Below are 18,385 nucleotides of genomic sequence, written 5' to 3' on the forward strand. Positions count from 1 at the left end.
ATTTTTAATACAAAAAATTTAGAGGTAAATTGTACCTCTATTGGAATAACGCTATCCATACAAAAAAGCCGTCTCAAAATGGGCTTTGAGACGGCTTTTAAATCCTTATAGTAGATCTGCAAATTTATCTTGCTGTTCCTCTTTCTTAGGGAAAATATAGACCTCGCGATTCTTCACTGCTCGCTCGATCAATTCATCAAAGTCAGAGAAGCTTTCATAATGCTCAACCTTTTCAAGCTTCGGTTTTGTTTTTGGACTAGCTGGTGTAAAAATCGTGCAGCAATCTTCAAATGGCTGTATAGATGTTTCGTATGTGCCGATTTTTTCCGCAATATCAATAATTTCTAATTTATCTGTTGAAATCAGTGGACGAAGGATAGGTGTATTTGTTACTGCGTTTATTGCTGTTAAGCTTTCAAGCGTTTGACTCGCTACTTGTCCAAGACTTTCACCCGTTACAATAGCAAGTGCACCAATTTCCTCACGCACCTGATCAGCAACCTTCAACATCATTCGGCGAGTTGTCGTCATCGATACATTAGAAGGTACTTTTTCTTTAATAAGAACTTGTATTTCAGTAAAAGGAATGACATGCAAACGAATACTAGCACCAAATTTTGTTAATTCATTGGCAAGCACTTTAACCTTTTCCAATGAATTTTGGCTTGTATAAGGTGGACTAAAGAAGTGAATAGCCTCTAATCGCACACCACGCTTCATCATTAAATAACCAGCAACAGGGCTATCAATACCACCAGATAGCATTAATAAAGACTTGCCATTTGATCCTACTGGCATTCCACCTGCACCAGGTAAGACTTGTGCCATCATATAAGTTGCATCATGGCGAACTTCTACACGTAGCTCAATATCAGGCTGCTTCACTTTAACAGATAAATTTTGAAATTGCGGTAAAACATAGCCACCGATCTCACGTTGGATGGCATGAGATTCTAAAGGAAATGTTTTATCAGTACGTTTTACCTCTACTTTAAATGTATGGGGCTCGTCTTTAAATGTCTCCATAATCGTGATAGCGAGCTTTTTCATACTGTCCATATCTTTTTCGCATGCAGCGACAGGACTAAATGATTGAATACCAAAAATTTTAGGTAAACCTGTAATTAGCATTTGCATTTGTGCTTCGTCTTCTATGGCAATAAACATACGGTCACGTTCTGTGCGAATATGCAGTTGTCCTAAATCTGCAAAGGCATGACGAATATTTTCACGTAAACGGCGGATAAAATCCATTTTGTTGCGACCTTTTGTAGAAAGCTCACCATATCTAATTAAAATTTCTTTCCAAATCATTTACTTATTTTCTCCTTTGAGTTCCAACATTACTTCTGCTAGTACTTGTTTAAAGTTTTCTATATCTTCTATTGTGTTATGTGCGCCAAAGCTAAGGCGAATCACGCCTTTTTTATAATGCTCATCAAGGTGAAGCGCCTCGACGACATGACTTGTTTTCGTTTGCTTGGAAGAACATGCACTTGATGTCGACACAATGACACCACGTTTTTGCATAGCATTAATAATGACTTCCCCTTTTAAATCACGAACACTAAATGACACAATATGCGCAGCTCCCTGTGGGGTTGATAAAACATGGACTGCTTCGCCATAACTTTCTAGCTGAGTTCGGATTTCATCATGCCATTGACGGTATTTTTTTGTGCGTTCATTCATGGTTTCAACAGCAAGTCGAGCCGCTTTCGCTAAAGCAACAGCTTGCGGAACTGCTACAGTACCACTACGCATACCAAATTCCTGACCTCCACCAAGAGCAAAAGGCTGCCATCTTATGGGTTTACGGAATGCTAACACTCCTGAGCCTTTAAAGCCATGAATTTTATGGCCAGAGATAGAAATACAGTCAGGTCCTTCTTCTTTAAAGGATATTGCTAATTTTCCAAAGCTTTGCACAGCATCAACATGAAAGACAGCACGACTCATTTCATGAATCATTTTTGCTGCTTCCTTTATAGGCTGAATTGCACCCATTTCATTATTCACATGCATGATGCTAACTAAAATTGTTTCTTTTCGTATTTTAGTACGAAGCTCATCTAGAGAAATCACACCATTTCGATCGACATGAAGATATTCAACATTATAGCCTTCTTTTTCAAGTTGTTTCATTGTTTCTAACACTGATGGATGTTCGATTTCAGTCGTTAAAATATGCTTTCCTATATGCGTATTACTACGTGCTATGCCAAAAATAGCTGCATTATTTGATTCTGTACCACCTGAAGTAAATAGCACATTTTTTGCCTCTGTCTGCAAAATATCTGCTACTTGCTCACGCGCACGTATTAATAAATCATTTGCTTCAACACCCATAGCATGGATGGAAGCAGGGTTGGCATAATACTGCTCATTCACAACCATAAATGCTTGCATAACCTCTTTTAAAGGCTTAGTTGTTGCACTATTATCTAAATAAATTGTATTAACCATAACTTTTCACACACTTTCAAAACGTTGATTTAACGGTATTTATCATAACGCAATCTTTGGCGATTGACCACTAACTTTAACGATTATTTAATTTTTAATTGAATCCTACATTTTTTTCACCATCGTGACAAACTCTGTTGGTGTACTAAATTCAATTGCTTTAACAAAACCAAATTTTTCATAAAGATGGATTGCTCTCTTATTAAATAGGGCAACAGTTAAACGTAATGGCAGCTGATGTTCTTCCTGAACTGTTTGAACAATAAACGAAAAAAATGCCGTTCCTAATCCTTGACCCGTTAGATTTGGCTTCAACCCAATTCCAATATCTATACAGTATTCTTCATACGCACCAACACCTTTCCCTTTTGGCACTTGGGCTGCTTTACCTGTACAATAATAGCCAATTAATTCACTATGATTATTAAAGATCGCAAAGTAAGGATTATCAAGCATTTCTTGTATATTTTCACCCGATAATTCATTATTGTAAAAATCGTAAGGTGTTACATATTGCCATTGTAAAATTTCACTTACGAAATGTTCATTCATTTTTTTGATCGACAGTTTCATACTGAATCACATCCTAATCTAAGCAATAAATAGAAAGCTGTCTAAAAAGTAATCGCTATACTTTTTAGACAGCTCAAAAATTTTTTTGAATTATTTTGCTATGAAATCTTCGGCAACCATTTCTTGAATACGCTTTAAGGCACCCGGCTCCATTTCTTCCACTGCTGTACCTGCTTCTTCTAAAGCCTTTGCATAACGGAATTGATGGAAAGCCTCTTCTGCTTCTCTTAAACGTCCGTTCAATTTTGGGTTCGATGCGCGATGGCGATTACCGTATTGAATAATACGCTCAATGAGCATCACATTTTCGATTAACTCATGTGCCTTTACTCTAACATCCTCTACACAGAGTGTAGCTGCATTTAGATTATTATGAACAGTACCCATATTAAGTGGTACTTCTTGCAAGCTTTGCATGACAACATAGATGTGCTCTGCTGCCTCATCGAGTCGTGCATCCATCTCCTCAGGAATTCCTGGAATATTTGCCTTGTTCAATAAACGGTCAGTATCCTGTAATATTTTCTTTAAGTTTTCGACTTGAGCGCGTGCTTTATTTTCGTCTATTCGAAGTTTCTTCATTGTATTCGATAGATGACCTTGTTCTTCATGAATTCGTTCAAGCTCTTCACTAATTTCGATTAACTCTTCCTGTAAGCTAGAATAAGCCGATTTTTCTTCCCTGACACGCATAGCTAATAGATCATAGCGACGTTGCAGCGCTTCCAATTGTTTTAAAGCGGCTTTTGGAATTTCGGCATCCTTTTCATTTAAATGATAACTTTGCTGTACATAAGTTGCCTCGTCATTCACTAATTTTGTTGAAGAAATGACATTGGTAATAGAGCTTAATAAACGGTCACAATTTTGATCTACATAATTTTTAGCAATAACCTCTTTTTCAAGTAAATCATAAAAATGATCGATTTCTTCATTTATTTCTGTGACACGAGGTTTAACAACTTTTAAATTCAGCTCTGCAAGTTCGAGTTTTAATGCATCAAATTCTTTTTCATATTTATTCAGTGCATCTGTCAATTCTAAATGCTGTAAATAGTAAGATTGGTCTTCCATTTCACGCTGACCATTACGCAATTCCTGCACCGCACCTGGTAGCTTTACTTGAATTTCCGTTAAGATGGTTGGAACATCATTAATATATTCGAATGTCTGCTGTGATTCTTGATTTAAGCTAATGACAATTTCTCGCGCTTGCAAATAATTACCTTCATTTGTTAGGACATCGAACTCTTCAAATTTTTGAACAAATGTCTCTAGCTTCTTCTCTAATGCAGGTAATGCTACACCGAATGAATGCTGATGAGCCAGCAATGTCTTTCTTGCAGAGCGATAGTATTCTTTTAATTGTTCGATTTCAATTCGATTTTTTTCTTCGCTGCCAATTAATTCATTCAGTTCTTCTAAAATTTTATTTTTATCTTGGTCGCATTTCTCAATGTAATCTTCAATTTCACGTTCTATTAAAGTTGCCCTTTTAAAACGAAGTCGATTAATTTGATCCTCAGCATCAAATAGGAGAGAATCGATTTTAGTCATATGTACGTCGATGACTTCATCCCAAGTATTGCGCCATCGTTCAAACATTTCTTCCGTTTCACCGTTCATGTTTAAAGATTTTACTTTTGAAATTTCTTCATTTATAGGATTATGTTGTATTTGTAATTTTTCATTTTCTAGTTTTGCAATAATTGCAACATGTTTTCTTCGCATCATAAATCCTACTATGGCTAAAATTAATAGTAGGATAATCGGAATGATGATATACTCCATCGTAAGCCTCCTATTCTACAATAAACGAATTGGCTAGTTGTATTTATTATATACTATGTTTTCGCCTTTTGTACTAAAATTTAAGTGTTTTTCAGAAAACTGTATTTTCGCTATTGTGAAATATTTAAATAGCGTATCTATAGAGCTAAAGGAGTGGTAAATTATGAAACGTGATGGGCATATACATAGTCCTTTTTGTCCACATGGCACTACGGACTCATTCAAGCAATATATTGAAAAAGCAATTTCTCAACATTTCACAGATATAACATTTACAGAACACGCCCCATTGCCCAAAAGTTTTGTCGATCCAACCCCGCAACAAGATAGTGGCATGAATCCTGATGATCTCATGTCTTACATTGAAGAATTGCAACATCTGCAACAACAGTATGCACAAGATATTCGTATCCGCATCGGACTAGAAGTTGACTACATCCAAGGCTACGAACAAGAAACTCGTCAATTCCTTGATACCTATGGACATCTTTTAGATGACGCTATTTTATCAGTCCATTTTTTAAAATGGCAAGATACCTTTGTATGTATCGACTTTTCTTCTGAATGCTTTATTGATTTTTCTAAAAAAGTTGGCTCTGTTGAACAGGTATATGATTTATATTATGATACTGTCCTACAATCGATTAGAGCAGATCTTGGTCCATACAAACCAAAACGGATTGGGCACCCATCACTTATTCATAAATTCCAACTAGCGCACAACGAAAAAATCAATGACACCCCACGTATCAAAGAAGTATTAGACAGCATGAAATTCGCGGGCTATGAATTAGATTTAAATAGTGCTGGTTTAAGTAAACAATATTGTCAGGAGCCTTATCCACCATTTGCTCTTATCAATTATAGTCAAACTATTAAACTACCATATGTATTTGGTTCAGATGCACATTGCACAGAAGATTTACATCAACACTATAATGTTATATTACCAATATAAATAACTTTTAAACGAGGTGCTTAATATGTTTACACAAATTAATTACGAAGGATCAATTGCTGACCAATATCTGACATTATCAAAACAATTGGATGCACTATTAACTGGTGAAACCAACCAAATCGCCAATTTAAGTAATGCCTCTGCCCTGTTAAATCAATTTTTAACGAACATTAACTGGGTTGGTTTTTATCTCTTGCAGGATAATGAACTTGTGTTAGGGCCATTCCAGGGTCTTCCTGCCTGTGTTAGAATTCCTATTGGGCGTGGTGTTTGTGGTACAGCTGTGGCAACAAGAGAAACCGTTGTTGTAAAAGATGTACATGATTTTCCAGGGCATATTGCCTGTGATGCTGCATCGCAGTCTGAAATTGTTATACCGCTAATGAAGCAAGGTGAAATTATTGGTGTGTTAGATATCGATAGCCCTATCGTGAATCGATTTTCAGAGCAAGATCGTAATGGCCTAGAGGCTTTTGTTAAAACACTCCTTAATCATTTATAATACAATATTAAAAATTGCCCTGAAATGTTTTATATTGTCATTTCAGGGCAATTTATTTAAACAACCATTTACGTTTTGCTTTATCAATCCTATGAATTCGTTTGGAACGATCCATTGTGAGTACAAAAGCGATTTTTCCCGCTGTTTTTTGCTTCATACAAGGCTGTATCTGCATGTAAAAACACAGATTGGAATGCTGGTCGATCTCGCTCATCCCATGTTATAAGACCCGCAGAAATGGTTACTTGTGGATCTGTGGCATTTGGGATGACTTCCACAATGGTTGATGCTAATTCCAAAGCTTCTTTTTCATCGATGTTGGGGACATAGACAGACATTTCTTCTCCACCCCATCTTGCACAAATCCCCCGGCTTCCAATAGTCTCTTTTAATTGAACCGCAATCTGAACAAGAATTTTATCTCCAACTTGGTGACCATACGTATCATTAATGCGTTTAAAATTATCAATATCAATTAACAAGAACATACCCGATTGATCATATTCAAGTGATTTTTCTACAAACTGATCGAGGTAACTGCGGGCATACAGTTTCGTTAAATGATCCAAATCGACCATTTCCTGAAGCTGTGTTCGTAAAATTGAGTTTGCAATGGCTAACGATGAATGGTGAATTAAAGATTGCATTAATTTGAAACTATCGAATGAAAAGAAATATGGCTCTTTATGTAAGACGATACTAAAACCATTAATCTTTTCCTCCATAAGTATAGGAATCGCCATAATAGAGCGATACTCAATTTGATTAGGAGTTAGACGGCTGAAATCGGCAACAAATAGTGGATCATTCGTTTGAGCAAAGTGTTGTTCAACATGTTTTATATAACTTTGACCGTTTTCTGAATGGAACAAGGAGGTACTTGCACCTGTTATTTCAAATGTCTCGTGTTTTTTAAATGCGAAACATACTTCCATTGGCTGAAAGGATTTCAGTAACTGCTTTTGTAGGAAAAGTAACATTTCATGAATGTCAATTCGCATATTTAAACGATGCGAAGTTTCATTGATGAGTTGTAAGTCACTTACGAGGCGATGCGATTGATGATATAATTTTGCATTTTCAAGTGCATTTCCTGAAGCTTGTGCCAGCATCCGTACAAAATCTTTTTCGGTTGTTGAAAAAAGATAAGTGGTGGGAGCACTTACTTGCAAGATGCCATAAATAGCTTGCCTGCCCTTAATCGGTGCATTTAACAACCGACAATTTAAATCGCTCGCTAACTCTGTCGTTAACTCTCCTGATACAAAGGCTTCAATTGTAGCAGGTCTTTCTGATAAATAATCAAAAAGCTTAATATCGATGGTCGTGTGTCGATCTTGATCATTCGATAAAATAAGCTCCACATTAAACTCTGGAAAATTATCCCGTATATTTTTTAATACATTTTCTAAAATTAAATCAATATCCATTGTTGAATGAAACAAATCAGTCATGTTATATAGTTTTCTATATTGGTCTTCATTTATTTTGACATCTAAATTGTCTCTAATCATTTGAAGAACCTTTGAAAGTATTTCTATACACTCTTCACCATACTCCGAGGTCATAAAGTCTGTCCAAGACTCTGTTGCCTCCACAAGTAATATACCAATGGGATTTTTGCCCTCTGCTTGGAAAAGCACCATATCTGTCATCATTGAATAGGCCTGTCTTGCTTTCAAAATATAAGGAATTTTCACTACTTTTTGTTGATAAAAACTAGCTTCGATCATCAGCCATGACACAGCATTTAGCTTTGTTTCTATTGTTAATGAAGCCATTTCTTCGATTGGGATTAAAGAATTACCTTCAAAACTAAGAAAAGCAGCATTATCAATTTTCAAGCGCTTCTTTAGAAACTGTTTCAATGAACAAAAATACCCATTAAAACTAGTTTGTTCTTCATAAGAACTCACCCAAAAGCTCAAAACATCAGATTTTATATATTTTAGCGTTTGTAAATGGTCTGTCATGAAATCACCTTTTCTATATAACGTCCAAATCAATTACTATTAACTTATAATATATTATACATAATTTGTGTCATTTTGACTATGTAATTATCCCTTACTTTTACAATTTACATAACACAGCGTATCATTAACTATTTCCATATTATTTAAAATAGGTAGTGAGGAATTTCCTACTATGTTCTTTTATATTTTTTTACTAGCTAATAATTGACGTCCTTGTCCTAAGCAGTTACAATGGAGGTTGTGTAAAATAAACGCAGCAGTGGTATAAGCTTATGATTGTATTTTATTCCTCTATTTTCTGATGTACAACTACTTAGATGATCAGTAATGAAAATTAGATGGTGTATTGTGTAACCTAACGGCTGCATAGGCGAAAGTACATGAAAATAAAATGCGTGTAAGAACGGGTACTACTGGTTTTTGTTTTACAACAAAAAAACCAAATTTAAAGGAGGAGACAACAATATGTCTCGTTATACAGGTCCATCTTGGAAATTATCACGTCGTCTTGGTATCTCACTAAGCGGTACAGGTAAAGAAATCGAAAAACGTCCTTACGCACCAGGACAACACGGTCCAAACCAACGTAAAAAATTATCAGAATACGGTTTACAACTTCAAGAAAAACAAAAACTTCGTCATATGTATGGTATGAACGAACGTCAATTCCGTACTCTATTTAACCGCGCTGGTAAAATGAAAGGTGTTCACGGTGAAAACTTCATGATCCTTCTTGAAACTCGCCTTGACAACTTAGTTTACCGTTTAGGTTTAGCTCGTACTCGTCGTGGAGCTCGTCAATTAGTTAACCATGGTCACATCTTAGTAGATGGCAAACGCGTTGATATCCCATCATACAGCGTAAAACCAGGTCAAACGATTTCTCTTCGTGAAAAATCTCAAAACCTTGCTGTAGTAGTAGAAGCAATTGAAGTAAACAACTTCGTACCTGACTACTTAACATTCGATGCTGACAAAAAAGAAGGTACATTCACTCGCCTTCCAGAGCGTTCTGAATTATCAGCTGAAATCAACGAAGCATTCATCGTAGAGTTCTACTCTCGTTAATTTTTTAACGTTAGAATTCTTCGGATTCTTAAACCTCGCAACCTTGGTATACCAAGTGTTTGCGGGGTTTTTGTTTTGTTTTCAACTTTCGATAATCAGTGATTTTTTACTGGGGGTTTGGGGGAGCGACTGGGGGAGCGATTTTTTCGCTTATTTTATTTTATAAAAACAACCAACGGACAGGTGTACATTAATCTTCATATTAATTCTCAGGTACTTTTACCTATCATTTTTACATACTGACAACACCTACCAGTATTGATACAATTTTATTGTATTACCAACAAGCTATAAGGAAGGAGGAAATGTACTTGATTATACAAGAACAAATTAGAGATTTATTAAAGCCAGCTGGTAAACAAGTTATTTCGCTTGTTGAAGAAGATATAGATATTTTGTCAACTCATATTGAGGATGATGAACAGATAATATCTGCAACAACAGGTTCAAAAAAGTTAACGTACTTTTTATTCTTATTGACTACTAAAAGATTGCTTACATTGGAAAAAGATAAAAAAGGAAAAACGTTTGTTTCTTATGATGTAAATGCAATTAGTAACTTAGTCGTTAACAGAAAAATATTTGCTGTAGAAGTTGATTTCACCTATTTAAAGAATGAGATTAAACTCAAACTAACTAATGATAATGCAACAAAACCTTTCGCGAATGAGCTTGAAAATATCTTTGGCATTCCAGAAAAAACAATACCTAAAAAGAAAGAAAAGGAACCTAAAGCAATCAAGCTAAACATGAACATCTTAAATGGAAAAGAACAATTGAAAGATCGTGGTTTTAGTTACGTACTTAGACAAACTAAGCATGGATATGTAGATATTCTGATTGACAACAAAGAGCCCGAAACTTTTATGTTAGTTAGATGGGAACGTGTCGAAAACATTCAAAAGAGTGCTCTTGATATAGCAGGTTGGACAGTAATCGGTAGTAAATTTGGCAATGCTGGAGCTATAGCAGGTGCTATGGGCGCCAATACTGGGAAGGATAAATCTGTGGCCACTCTTTTCTTAAAAAGAGAAAATGGAGAGAAGATTCCGTTGGTTATTAAGTGTGATAAGAAGGATCTTGAAAAACTTTCGTTATTAATTCTTGCTGAAGAGGAAGAGACTACACAAGCAGCTCCCCCTTCTACACCATCATCAATTCCAACGGATGAATTGATCAAATTAAAAGAACTAATGGATGCTGGTATTTTAACACAGGAAGAATTTGATGCAAAGAAGAAACAGCTTTTAGGTATATAATAATATTAAAACCAGGTACTCATTCGAGCACCTGGTTTTAGTTTATAGCTTCTGGAACTTTATCAAAGTTAAATCCTTTAAATGATGTGATCCTTAATGATCCTGTATTTGTCTTTTCAAGATACTGAACTTTGCAGAATAGTCTAGGTTCTAACCATACTATATCCAGTTATAACTTAGTTATAGTTTGACTAGTCATGAGGAATATAGAAACGTCCAGTGGATAAATGGCAATGTTTTTTAAAGATAACTTTATATACTTAGCTTTTATAGAATAATTATTTTATACATTTTTGGTATATATAAATATCTATTATTCTACAGGAGAGGGAAATCTAGCTCCCGCGAAAGTATTTCCTAGGTCTTGCACAAGAATTCCACGTATGGTACTTGAAGCAAATACCTCTACATAATCTCCTGCATTTAATTGAACTATAGAATTAATTTCTATACCAAGAGTAAATGAAGATTCAGTTCCTTGAAATTCAACGTCAGCAGCGTTTACTGAACCATTAACGAAAATTTGTACTCGTACCTGAAAATCTTTAACGAAAGAAAGAGGTAGAAAATGAAGGCTTGCAATAAAATGATATACACCAGAATGTTTTGCGGTAAATGTAGAAGTAGATGAATCATATTCATTTTCAATGTCAAATATTTCATTTTTGAAAAAGACTTTTTCTACAGGAAGTGTTCCATCTAATATTTGATCTAATGAACCACTAGTATCAGCCCTAAAAGCTGAATAAATTGTATTCGTTTCAGAACATAGGCTATTATATCTCTCTTTGTATTTGCACATACATTTATATCCTTTGCACCTACATTTATCCTTACTCATAAAAATTACCTCCTTTCACTATGTTTCTTGTATTGTATGTTTTTTAGAATTATAGAAAGAGACAATTGCTTGTTTTATATTTTTTATATTAATTGAGTTAAACTCTAATAAAGCACAATTAAAAAAGTATTTGAAAACTATTAAATTATAAAATAAAGCATTGGCTATTGCTGTCCTACCAAATATAAATAAGATTTGCATTAAAATAACCAGGTACTCTTTCGAGCGCCTAGTTATCAGTTTATTGCTTTTGGAACTTTATCGAAATCGAAACCTTTAATTTGATTGATCAATAATTTTTCTACTTGAGTCTTTAGTGCTTGGTTGGCATATCGAAGCACAACATCATTGCCAGCAGTTGCTATTTGTACATCACTGAAATATTCATCTACATTAGTCCATCCTATGACCCGTATCTTTTGGTGAACCAGCTGTCTTTTGAGATCGAAATACTCTTGGCGCAAATCTTTTAAAAGGGCATCCATAAGGGGAAGAAATACAATTTTCATTTTAAATTGTTCTGTTTTTTGATAATCAATCTGTAGGGACTTCACTGCTAGTTCAATTAGTAAGTATTTGTGTAACAACTGTCGCTGATCAGGTTTAATCATAATAATCAGCTTCTAATTGAGCTGAATGTATGTTTTGAATTGGAATACGTTTTGTTTTAAGTAGTGTATCAAGTATGAGTTCATTAGTATTAAAATTAATTGTTTTGATAGTTCCATTCCATTGTATGATTTTGTTATCCTGCCACGCTTCTAATTTAATATCTAGTTGTTGACTATACGCTTGATCAATTATTTGTTGTATTTCTTCTAGTTCCCATTCAGCTAGTTCTCTCGGCTGCTCTGTGAAGCCTTTTTTGTATTCCCTAAGTCCATCCAAATGTTCAGGCATCATCATGGATGCCCATTTAATGTTTCCACGATCTTTTATCATCCAATCACTCCTATGCTAAATGTCCGCCAACTAAACGATCACGGTTTATAGCTGTCCCTGCTCCAGTAAATGACACAGCACGTAATATTGCAGTTGATCCAAATTTATTTCTAATGGCGTCCATGGTAGGGCCAATTAATTGTCTCTGAGGTTTTCGCTCATCGAATAAATCTAACTGAATACTGTGCTTGCGATCTAAGTTGGAAATACGGACAGATAACTGGCGCGCTGGTTCTCCAGCAAAGTGTTCATCCAACAACTCAAGACACGTTTTGTACATCACAAGCGTTTCATTGGTTGGATGCAAGATAGTCCTTGAACGATGAAATCCTTTAGTCATAGCATTACGGAACACCTGCGTTAACAATGTTCTTCATTTCCTTATTAGTCATGCCTAATGAGTCAGCTAAAGACGTGAAATCCATACTGTTGTTAGCAGCAAGCATTTGTAACTCACGTAAAGACATACCTGTTTTTCTTGATAGTTCTTCCGTTTTGCCAAGCCCTGTGGATGCCGCAACTTGCATACGGACCATAACACGAGAAAGCGCAGAACCACCCATTTCAGCTTGGATACCCACCGAACTAAGCGCTGTAGCAAGACCGAGAATGTCAGCTTCAGACATGCCAATTTGAGCACCTGCCCCAGCCAAACGTAGGGCCATTTCTACGATTTCAGATTCTGTTGTAGCAAAGTTATTACCAAGATCAACTACTGTTGAGCCTAGTTTGTCAAAGTCCTGCTGGGACATTTTAGTGATGTTCGCAAACCGTGCAAGAGCAGTCGCTGCCTCATCTGCAGACATATTTGTCGCAACACCCATGTCTGTCATGGTTCTTGTAAAGCCTATGATTGCATCGTTTTTAATGCCGAGTTGCCCTGCGGCTTCAGCTACCTTCGCGATCTCTGTAGCAGCAGCTGGAATCTCTTTAGACATGTTTCGTATTTCGTCTGAGAAGAATTGAAATTCTGATTCAGTTGCATCTACGGTTTTTCTTCAATTTGTTATCGTAAAGGCTTTTTATCCTCTACTTCCGGGAGTTTCCTCGCATAATGGTACGGCAATTCGTACCCGGTTCAGCATATATTTTCACCTTCAACTTAATGGTAAGGTGTCAAGCACTCGTGGGGGAATTATTGCTCTCTTAGCGCTCATCCCCTATGCGTTACGGTGACAGGTGATGTTCCTGTTTACCACGGTATTAACATATAAATTGTGGAAGAGTAACAAACCACAAAAATTCACTTAGCCTTTACCGTTTTTGCTCGATTTAATTACCCTATTATTTCTAATAGAGAGGGCAAGAGTTTACCCCTGCAAATGCACTTTCAAAATCCACAGCTGCTTTCACAGCACCGACCCCAAGTGCTGCCATTGGAGCTGAAACTTTCAATGACAAATCTTTTCCGATGGCGGTCATGTTTCCACCAAATGATTTCATCTTGCTTCCTGCATCTTGAAATCTCTGTCCAACTTGAGTCCATTGTGATGACTGGATACGTAATTGATTTGTAACCTCTGTTAATTCACGTTCCAAGCGATTGTATTGCGCTTGTGCTTGGTTAACTGCATTAGCTTGTCTTTCAATTTGAGCAGAGGATGCAGTGCCAGATGCTAAAAGTTCATCATATCTTCTTCGCTGTTCCTGTAACTTAATTGAAGCTGCGTCAAACGATCGAGATAAAACATTTTGCTTTTGAGTGAGACCGGTTAGCGAGTTTTCATACTCTAAACCTTTTGCTTTAATAGCTTGTAACTCACTACCCATAGCCTTCATATTTCGATTTACCTGTGTTACAGTACCATTAAAGTTTGATGCATTTAAACTAAGACTGACTTCCAGACTTCCTAAACTTGCCATAATTTTTCACCTACTTTCATTTCTCGTTTGATATGAGAATTTTGTTGTAGTTTTTACTTAATAAATGATCGATTCGTTTGGAAGTCAAATCGAATTCTTCTATCATATCTTTCAATTCTTCCGTTTCAAGATGTTGTTCCCAATATGAACCGCCTTTTAGTTCCACATTAGTGATCCAATTAATCCCCTTTAACCTTGGATCATTTACATCAGTGGTACAAAAAGTGGTATTATCACGTGGGCTGTTAGTTAAGCAAATTTCAAATACAGTGCCATGATTAATTAATATCTTCTCTTTAGAATCCATAACCCACATTAATTTTTTCTCATTGTGTACGTCACGATAACTTAAGATCTTTTTGAAAATATAGCTACATTTTCGTAACCTTTGTAACTTAACATATCGATAAAAACGTTCACCATGTTTGGTTGTTGGAACGAATTTAAAGAATAGTAATGGTCCTTTTTGTACCAATATTAGCTGGCCGTTTTCCTGGTCTTTAGTAGTTGTTATGATCTCTTTTGGTTCATGTTCTAATGTAAATGCTACATTATCCGCATACTTAACTGTGCTTGGTTCAACGTGAAAATATTCCACATTCTTACCTTTTATATCCCAATGAACAGCCTCAAAATCGGCAGCTAGTCCATATATTGCTTTCTCCATATAAGTCCTCCTCGAATTCGTTCCCCGAACCTCTTCTCGAATTCGCTTAATTCTTTTTCTACTTCCTTTGGAATACTCAATTTCATTTGAGAGGAAATATCTAGCCCTAAATCACGTGCAGCTGCTCGACACTCTTTGAATAACATATTTTTTGTTCTAACTAAGCTGGCATGATGCTCATTTGAAACTATTTGTTTCCCATATTCAGTTTCAATAACTGAAGTAGGTTTGATTTTTTTTAACCCTTTCAACACTTCATAATATTGATATTTTGAGTCCAAATATCGCGCTAAATTGTCCAAATCAAGCTCACTAAACATGTTTAATTCCACCAATTGGGCAGAGATTTCATCGAACTCATGCTTTTGCGCAGCTGTTAAATATGAAGGCGGCTTTATATTCTCCGTTGGTCCTAACACACGTCTTTCCTGATCAATACGCTGTTTTATTTCCTGTTTTGTAAAGTGTTTTCGTCCAGTTCGTACTAATAGATCAATCGGTTTTCTTGGTCCGGCCATAAATATCACCTCGACTTTCTAAAAATAATTCAAGTGGGGATTCCTATGCCCAGAAAGCGGGCAGCCGGTGTAGGGCCATCCACCATATAGGAAACGAATGGAGGGGGGCTACCCCCTACGCAATGGTATCCCACTCATGTCCAGCTTTTTTAACCAATAAACTTCTTATTTGTCGTGCTTGATCACCACAGGTTGAATCATATTCTTTCGCAGTTATTGCTTGAGCCTTCGTTTTGTTTAAATAATTTTCTGCTATTCTAAGAATGTTTTGGTTATTTTTAATAATCTTCCTACGTTGTTCAGCTAATTTATCAACTTCATTCTGTAATTGCTTTGTTAATTTTTCTACACGAGAAACTTCTTTATCGAATTGCACCACTTCCTCATTACGAGTAACTTTTATTGCTTCGATAATCGATACAACTTCGTCATCTAATTGGTTTTGCTCTATTAAGCAAGCATCTAGTTCTTTCTCTGCTTGAAGTATTTGATCATTCACATCTTTTAAGAGTTGTACACGTTCTACGGTTTCTTCAATGCTCGTGTGCATTGATTCTTTTCCTTGTTCATTCTCCAGGTCATTACGTTTACCACGTAGTAACTTGAGATCCTGTGTATATTGATGAACCTTAAACTTTACTTGGTCCATCTCCTTTCTAATATCAGTTAAATCGCGTTTTTTTCTTAACATAATTTATCCCTCCAATTTTTAATGTAGATACTGATTAATCAGTCATGAACAAACATAGGCATTCCCCCTTTCAATAAAATAAAAAGTCCATAACTTACACATTGCTGTGCAGTCATGGACTTCTAGAGTCTCTAAGGTTATTTAACTTTGTAATGATTAATAGCTTTGCAGCTTGATCGTGTGCATTGAACTTCTAAGTCACATTGAGAAACACTTGCTTCATATTCTTTAGCAGCTTTAAGTAATAGCTTTCCACATTTTGTGCATCGTAGTTCTTTCATATTGTTCCCCTTTCTATCTTCCAGTTTTTACTCTTTCTCTTCTAGATTCATTAGCGAATATTTTTCTGGTCAGCTCATGTGGGATTGTTGTAGTGCATCCACAATGAGTACAACAAGTTTCATATTTAGGGTTTATTAACTCCCTTAGTTGTTCCAAGTATTCATTGAAATTGGGAATTGGATTTACAATAGGTTCTTCCTTTGGATTCTTCATATATTCGGTAAATGCAGCATGTACTTTAGCTACGCTACCATAGTTCTTATTTAACACATGCGCAACTTCTTCCAATGAATAACCTTCAATGTATTTGTAATAAACCAATTTAGTGAAATCATGTTTACTATTTTTCATGTACGATTTCAAATCTTCTAGATCTTTCATTTGAAACGACTTCTCTTTTGCAGCAACTTGTCTTCTCTCTAGACTACTTGCCTCGTCATGTTCAATACTTTCTAAACGATCAATATAATCCATGATTTTATAAGCATCTTGTATCATTCTTAGATTGGTACCTGGATTATACAGTCCGAATGATTTTGTCATCCCCTTACCTCCCTTGTGTAAACAAACTACGCATCTTATTTTGACGTCTACTTCTTTTTGCCATATCAGGCTTCAACACAATTTGTTGAGCTGGCCCATCGATAGATTCACTAATCTGTTTTGTTTGTTCCTCTGCTAATTGCTCATCACACAAATAATGTTCATTAATTATTGTGAGATTTTTTATAACAGCATTCCTTAAACTCTCATAATCTACCTTTTGAGAATGCTCAAAATAACTTATAAACAGCTCTTTATCTTCCGTACTTAATGATTCACATATCTCATTGAAACGCTTGTATTGAAGCCTAATGCGGTTTATTCGTTTCTTATATGCAGCCTTTTCATCGATAATCATTAAAGCAAGTGTATCTGTCCTACTAGAAAAAGGATCATCGTTATCATAAGAAGGAATGCCATAACTAAATTCGTACAGCTGGGCAAAGTGTGCTGCTTGTTTCTTCTCTAAATAGTTTGCTAGCTTGTTTGCATTGGCATCCATCCATAATGAATACATACACTTCCTAACTTTATGTTCTAGTTCAGAAATAAAAGTATCTGAATCACTTTCAATCGCATAAGGTGTGTCAGATGTAACAAGGGACAATTGTTCACCGAATGCTTCTGAAATTGTAGTTTGATTCATGCAGCACACCCTCCTTTCAACTAAACCCAGTAAATACGTTCAGCAGTTTTTTTAATCAACCATTTACGTTTCTTTAACACCTGATTCCTAGACATATACAAACGATCTGCAATGATTAACCAGTCTTCAGAAATACCACTTGGATTCCAGTAGCGCATATCAACAATAGTTTTTAAATCTTCGTCGAGTTCACTATAAAGTTGCTCAATACCATTAATAATTGTTGTATGTCTTTCTACAAAAGCATTTTCAGCAGGGTTTTCACCAGATTGCAAAACTTCATATTCACGATGTTTCACGCGCTTTTTAATTTCTTCAATGTCTATCCAATAGTTTTCTATTACTTCAATTTCATACTTTTCTAATTTCATGAGCTGTATTCCTCATATGCTTGGTTGAATAAGTTTTTAGACATCTCACCAGCATTTTTTTCAACAAGATAATTGGACATCTCTAAATAATCGTTAGTGTCTGGGAATGATTTATCATTTTCAATATCCACCGTTAAACAACCGTATTTACCATAATCCGAGCAGTTTAATAACCAATTTTTGAATGTCATTTCAATTCCTCCGTTTTTATATAATTTCCATGCCTTTTCAAATGACTGTAAACATAAATAACTAGCATTTTGAGAAAGTAAATAACTGTACAATATTTCATATGAATTACTATCCGGGAACTTCGGATCTTGTTTATTATCTCGAGCCAGGTCACCTATTGGTGAATCTTCATTAGTAAATTGTAAAACCCATTGTTTGAATGACATTGACTAAACTCCTTTTTTTGTTTGTCG

21 protein-coding genes and 1 pseudogene are annotated in these 18,385 nt (G+C 35.6%); 4 read left to right on the forward strand and 18 right to left on the reverse strand.

Annotated features, from left to right (window positions below):
• Positions 1 to 105: 105 nt before the first annotated feature.
• From thiI to ezrA, 4 genes are all read right to left on the reverse strand, one after another.
• Entirely contained in the window at positions 106 to 1,314 is a 1,209-nt protein-coding gene (gene thiI, locus QH639_RS11770) for a tRNA uracil 4-sulfurtransferase ThiI (RefSeq protein ID WP_131521331.1), read from the reverse strand.
• The gene (locus QH639_RS11775; RefSeq protein WP_131521330.1) at positions 1,315 to 2,466 is read right to left on the reverse strand and encodes a cysteine desulfurase family protein; all 1,152 of its coding nucleotides are present in this window, start codon (positions 2,464 to 2,466) and stop codon (positions 1,315 to 1,317) included.
• A 105-nt stretch (positions 2,467 to 2,571) separates the two neighbouring features.
• Positions 2,572 to 3,039, reverse strand: a complete 468-nt coding sequence (locus QH639_RS11780; protein WP_131521329.1) for a GNAT family N-acetyltransferase — start codon at positions 3,037 to 3,039, stop codon at positions 2,572 to 2,574.
• A gap of 90 nt (positions 3,040 to 3,129) precedes the next feature.
• Entirely contained in the window at positions 3,130 to 4,830 is a 1,701-nt protein-coding gene (gene ezrA / locus QH639_RS11785; protein ID WP_131521328.1) for a septation ring formation regulator EzrA, read from the reverse strand.
• A 163-nt stretch (positions 4,831 to 4,993) separates the two neighbouring features.
• Here ezrA and hisJ point away from each other — a divergent pair, with 163 nt between their 5' ends.
• Together hisJ and QH639_RS11795 are read left to right on the forward strand one after the other, a co-directional pair.
• Positions 4,994 to 5,788: a histidinol-phosphatase HisJ gene (hisJ, locus tag QH639_RS11790; protein WP_131521327.1), complete on the forward strand. Its 795-nt coding sequence runs from the start codon at positions 4,994 to 4,996 to the stop codon at positions 5,786 to 5,788.
• A gap of 25 nt (positions 5,789 to 5,813) precedes the next feature.
• A complete protein-coding gene (locus tag QH639_RS11795) occupies positions 5,814 to 6,293 on the forward strand; it encodes a GAF domain-containing protein (RefSeq protein ID WP_259419420.1) in 480 nt (159 codons plus the stop codon).
• Positions 6,294 to 6,382: 89 nt separating this feature from the next.
• Here QH639_RS11795 and QH639_RS11800 read toward each other — a convergent pair whose 3' ends face one another.
• Positions 6,383 to 8,266 carry a sensor domain-containing diguanylate cyclase gene (locus tag QH639_RS11800; protein ID WP_131521325.1) on the reverse strand — a complete coding sequence of 628 codons (1,884 nt, stop codon included), beginning with the start codon at positions 8,264 to 8,266 and terminating at the stop codon, positions 6,383 to 6,385.
• A gap of 468 nt (positions 8,267 to 8,734) precedes the next feature.
• Here QH639_RS11800 and rpsD point away from each other — a divergent pair, with 468 nt between their 5' ends.
• Positions 8,735 to 9,337 carry a 30S ribosomal protein S4 gene (rpsD, locus tag QH639_RS11805; protein ID WP_016991579.1) on the forward strand — a complete coding sequence of 201 codons (603 nt, stop codon included), beginning with the start codon at positions 8,735 to 8,737 and terminating at the stop codon, positions 9,335 to 9,337.
• Positions 9,338 to 9,648: 311 nt separating this feature from the next.
• Positions 9,649 to 10,596, forward strand: coding sequence for an SHOCT domain-containing protein (locus QH639_RS11810; RefSeq protein WP_281116080.1), 948 nt, complete (start codon positions 9,649 to 9,651; stop codon positions 10,594 to 10,596).
• A 313-nt stretch (positions 10,597 to 10,909) separates the two neighbouring features.
• Here QH639_RS11810 and QH639_RS11815 read toward each other — a convergent pair whose 3' ends face one another.
• The 13 genes and pseudogenes from QH639_RS11815 to QH639_RS11875 form a co-directional block, all read right to left on the reverse strand.
• Positions 10,910 to 11,437: a C1q-like domain-containing protein gene (locus QH639_RS11815; protein ID WP_281116081.1), complete on the reverse strand. Its 528-nt coding sequence runs from the start codon at positions 11,435 to 11,437 to the stop codon at positions 10,910 to 10,912.
• A 236-nt stretch (positions 11,438 to 11,673) separates the two neighbouring features.
• Entirely contained in the window at positions 11,674 to 12,048 is a 375-nt protein-coding gene (locus tag QH639_RS11820) for a YhjD family protein (protein ID WP_281116082.1), read from the reverse strand.
• Positions 12,041 to 12,379: a YolD-like family protein gene (locus QH639_RS11825; protein WP_281116083.1), complete on the reverse strand. Its 339-nt coding sequence runs from the start codon at positions 12,377 to 12,379 to the stop codon at positions 12,041 to 12,043. Before QH639_RS11825 ends, QH639_RS11820 begins: the two co-directional genes overlap by 8 nt.
• A 10-nt stretch (positions 12,380 to 12,389) precedes the next feature.
• On the reverse strand, positions 12,390 to 12,719 hold the full coding sequence (locus QH639_RS11830; protein ID WP_281116084.1) for a DinB/UmuC family translesion DNA polymerase: 330 nt from the start codon (positions 12,717 to 12,719) through the stop codon (positions 12,390 to 12,392).
• 4 nt (positions 12,720 to 12,723) lie between these two features.
• Positions 12,724 to 13,365, reverse strand: a pseudogene (locus tag QH639_RS11835) (phage tail tape measure protein); the annotation flags it as partial.
• 304 nt (positions 13,366 to 13,669) lie between these two features.
• On the reverse strand, positions 13,670 to 14,242 hold the full coding sequence (locus tag QH639_RS11840; protein ID WP_281116085.1) for a hypothetical protein: 573 nt from the start codon (positions 14,240 to 14,242) through the stop codon (positions 13,670 to 13,672).
• A 16-nt stretch (positions 14,243 to 14,258) separates the two neighbouring features.
• Positions 14,259 to 14,909: a hypothetical protein gene (locus tag QH639_RS11845; RefSeq protein WP_281116086.1), complete on the reverse strand. Its 651-nt coding sequence runs from the start codon at positions 14,907 to 14,909 to the stop codon at positions 14,259 to 14,261.
• Complete coding sequence (locus tag QH639_RS11850) at positions 14,885 to 15,427, reverse strand: phage terminase small subunit P27 family (RefSeq protein ID WP_281116087.1); 543 nt, start codon at positions 15,425 to 15,427, stop codon at positions 14,885 to 14,887. Before QH639_RS11850 ends, QH639_RS11845 begins: the two co-directional genes overlap by 25 nt.
• Positions 15,428 to 15,542: 115 nt before the next feature.
• Positions 15,543 to 16,118: a hypothetical protein gene (locus tag QH639_RS11855; protein ID WP_281116088.1), complete on the reverse strand. Its 576-nt coding sequence runs from the start codon at positions 16,116 to 16,118 to the stop codon at positions 15,543 to 15,545.
• 294 nt (positions 16,119 to 16,412) lie between these two features.
• Complete coding sequence (locus QH639_RS11860; RefSeq protein ID WP_281116089.1) at positions 16,413 to 16,943, reverse strand: hypothetical protein; 531 nt, start codon at positions 16,941 to 16,943, stop codon at positions 16,413 to 16,415.
• 4 nt (positions 16,944 to 16,947) lie between these two features.
• Positions 16,948 to 17,589 (reverse strand): hypothetical protein, encoded by a 642-nt coding sequence (locus QH639_RS11865; RefSeq protein ID WP_281116090.1) that lies wholly within the window; start codon positions 17,587 to 17,589, stop codon positions 16,948 to 16,950.
• Positions 17,590 to 17,609: 20 nt separating this feature from the next.
• Complete coding sequence (locus QH639_RS11870) at positions 17,610 to 17,960, reverse strand: hypothetical protein (protein ID WP_281116091.1); 351 nt, start codon at positions 17,958 to 17,960, stop codon at positions 17,610 to 17,612.
• A complete protein-coding gene (locus tag QH639_RS11875) occupies positions 17,957 to 18,358 on the reverse strand; it encodes a YozE family protein (RefSeq protein WP_281116092.1) in 402 nt (133 codons plus the stop codon). Before QH639_RS11875 ends, QH639_RS11870 begins: the two co-directional genes overlap by 4 nt.
• Between the last annotated feature and the right edge of the window lie 27 nt (positions 18,359 to 18,385).

Origin of the sequence: Lysinibacillus sp. 1 U-2021 (assembly GCF_029916965.1) — a bacterium.
Lineage (GTDB): Bacteria > Bacillota > Bacilli > Bacillales_A > Planococcaceae > Lysinibacillus > Lysinibacillus capsici.

Coding starts and splice junctions, on each gene's coding strand:
- rpsD (WP_016991579.1), top strand. CDS start 8,735: ATGTCTCGTTATACAGGTCCATCTTGGAAATTATCACGTCGTCTTGGT.
- QH639_RS11850 (WP_281116087.1), bottom strand. CDS start 15,427: ATGGCCGGACCAAGAAAACCGATTGATCTATTAGTACGAACTGGACGA.
- QH639_RS11775 (WP_131521330.1), bottom strand. CDS start 2,466: ATGGTTAATACAATTTATTTAGATAATAGTGCAACAACTAAGCCTTTA.
- QH639_RS11800 (WP_131521325.1), bottom strand. CDS start 8,266: ATGACAGACCATTTACAAACGCTAAAATATATAAAATCTGATGTTTTG.
- QH639_RS11860 (WP_281116089.1), bottom strand. CDS start 16,943: ATGACAAAATCATTCGGACTGTATAATCCAGGTACCAATCTAAGAATG.
- QH639_RS11865 (WP_281116090.1), bottom strand. CDS start 17,589: ATGAATCAAACTACAATTTCAGAAGCATTCGGTGAACAATTGTCCCTT.
- QH639_RS11855 (WP_281116088.1), bottom strand. CDS start 16,118: ATGTTAAGAAAAAAACGCGATTTAACTGATATTAGAAAGGAGATGGAC.
- thiI (WP_131521331.1), bottom strand. CDS start 1,314: ATGATTTGGAAAGAAATTTTAATTAGATATGGTGAGCTTTCTACAAAA.
- QH639_RS11820 (WP_281116082.1), bottom strand. CDS start 12,048: ATGATTAAACCTGATCAGCGACAGTTGTTACACAAATACTTACTAATT.
- QH639_RS11845 (WP_281116086.1), bottom strand. CDS start 14,909: ATGGAGAAAGCAATATATGGACTAGCTGCCGATTTTGAGGCTGTTCAT.
- QH639_RS11870 (WP_281116091.1), bottom strand. CDS start 17,960: ATGAAATTAGAAAAGTATGAAATTGAAGTAATAGAAAACTATTGGATA.
- ezrA (WP_131521328.1), bottom strand. CDS start 4,830: ATGGAGTATATCATCATTCCGATTATCCTACTATTAATTTTAGCCATA.
- hisJ (WP_131521327.1), top strand. CDS start 4,994: ATGAAACGTGATGGGCATATACATAGTCCTTTTTGTCCACATGGCACT.
- QH639_RS11780 (WP_131521329.1), bottom strand. CDS start 3,039: ATGAAACTGTCGATCAAAAAAATGAATGAACATTTCGTAAGTGAAATT.
- QH639_RS11840 (WP_281116085.1), bottom strand. CDS start 14,242: ATGGCAAGTTTAGGAAGTCTGGAAGTCAGTCTTAGTTTAAATGCATCA.
- QH639_RS11795 (WP_259419420.1), top strand. CDS start 5,814: ATGTTTACACAAATTAATTACGAAGGATCAATTGCTGACCAATATCTG.
- QH639_RS11830 (WP_281116084.1), bottom strand. CDS start 12,719: ATGACTAAAGGATTTCATCGTTCAAGGACTATCTTGCATCCAACCAAT.
- QH639_RS11825 (WP_281116083.1), bottom strand. CDS start 12,379: ATGATAAAAGATCGTGGAAACATTAAATGGGCATCCATGATGATGCCT.
- QH639_RS11875 (WP_281116092.1), bottom strand. CDS start 18,358: ATGTCATTCAAACAATGGGTTTTACAATTTACTAATGAAGATTCACCA.
- QH639_RS11815 (WP_281116081.1), bottom strand. CDS start 11,437: ATGAGTAAGGATAAATGTAGGTGCAAAGGATATAAATGTATGTGCAAA.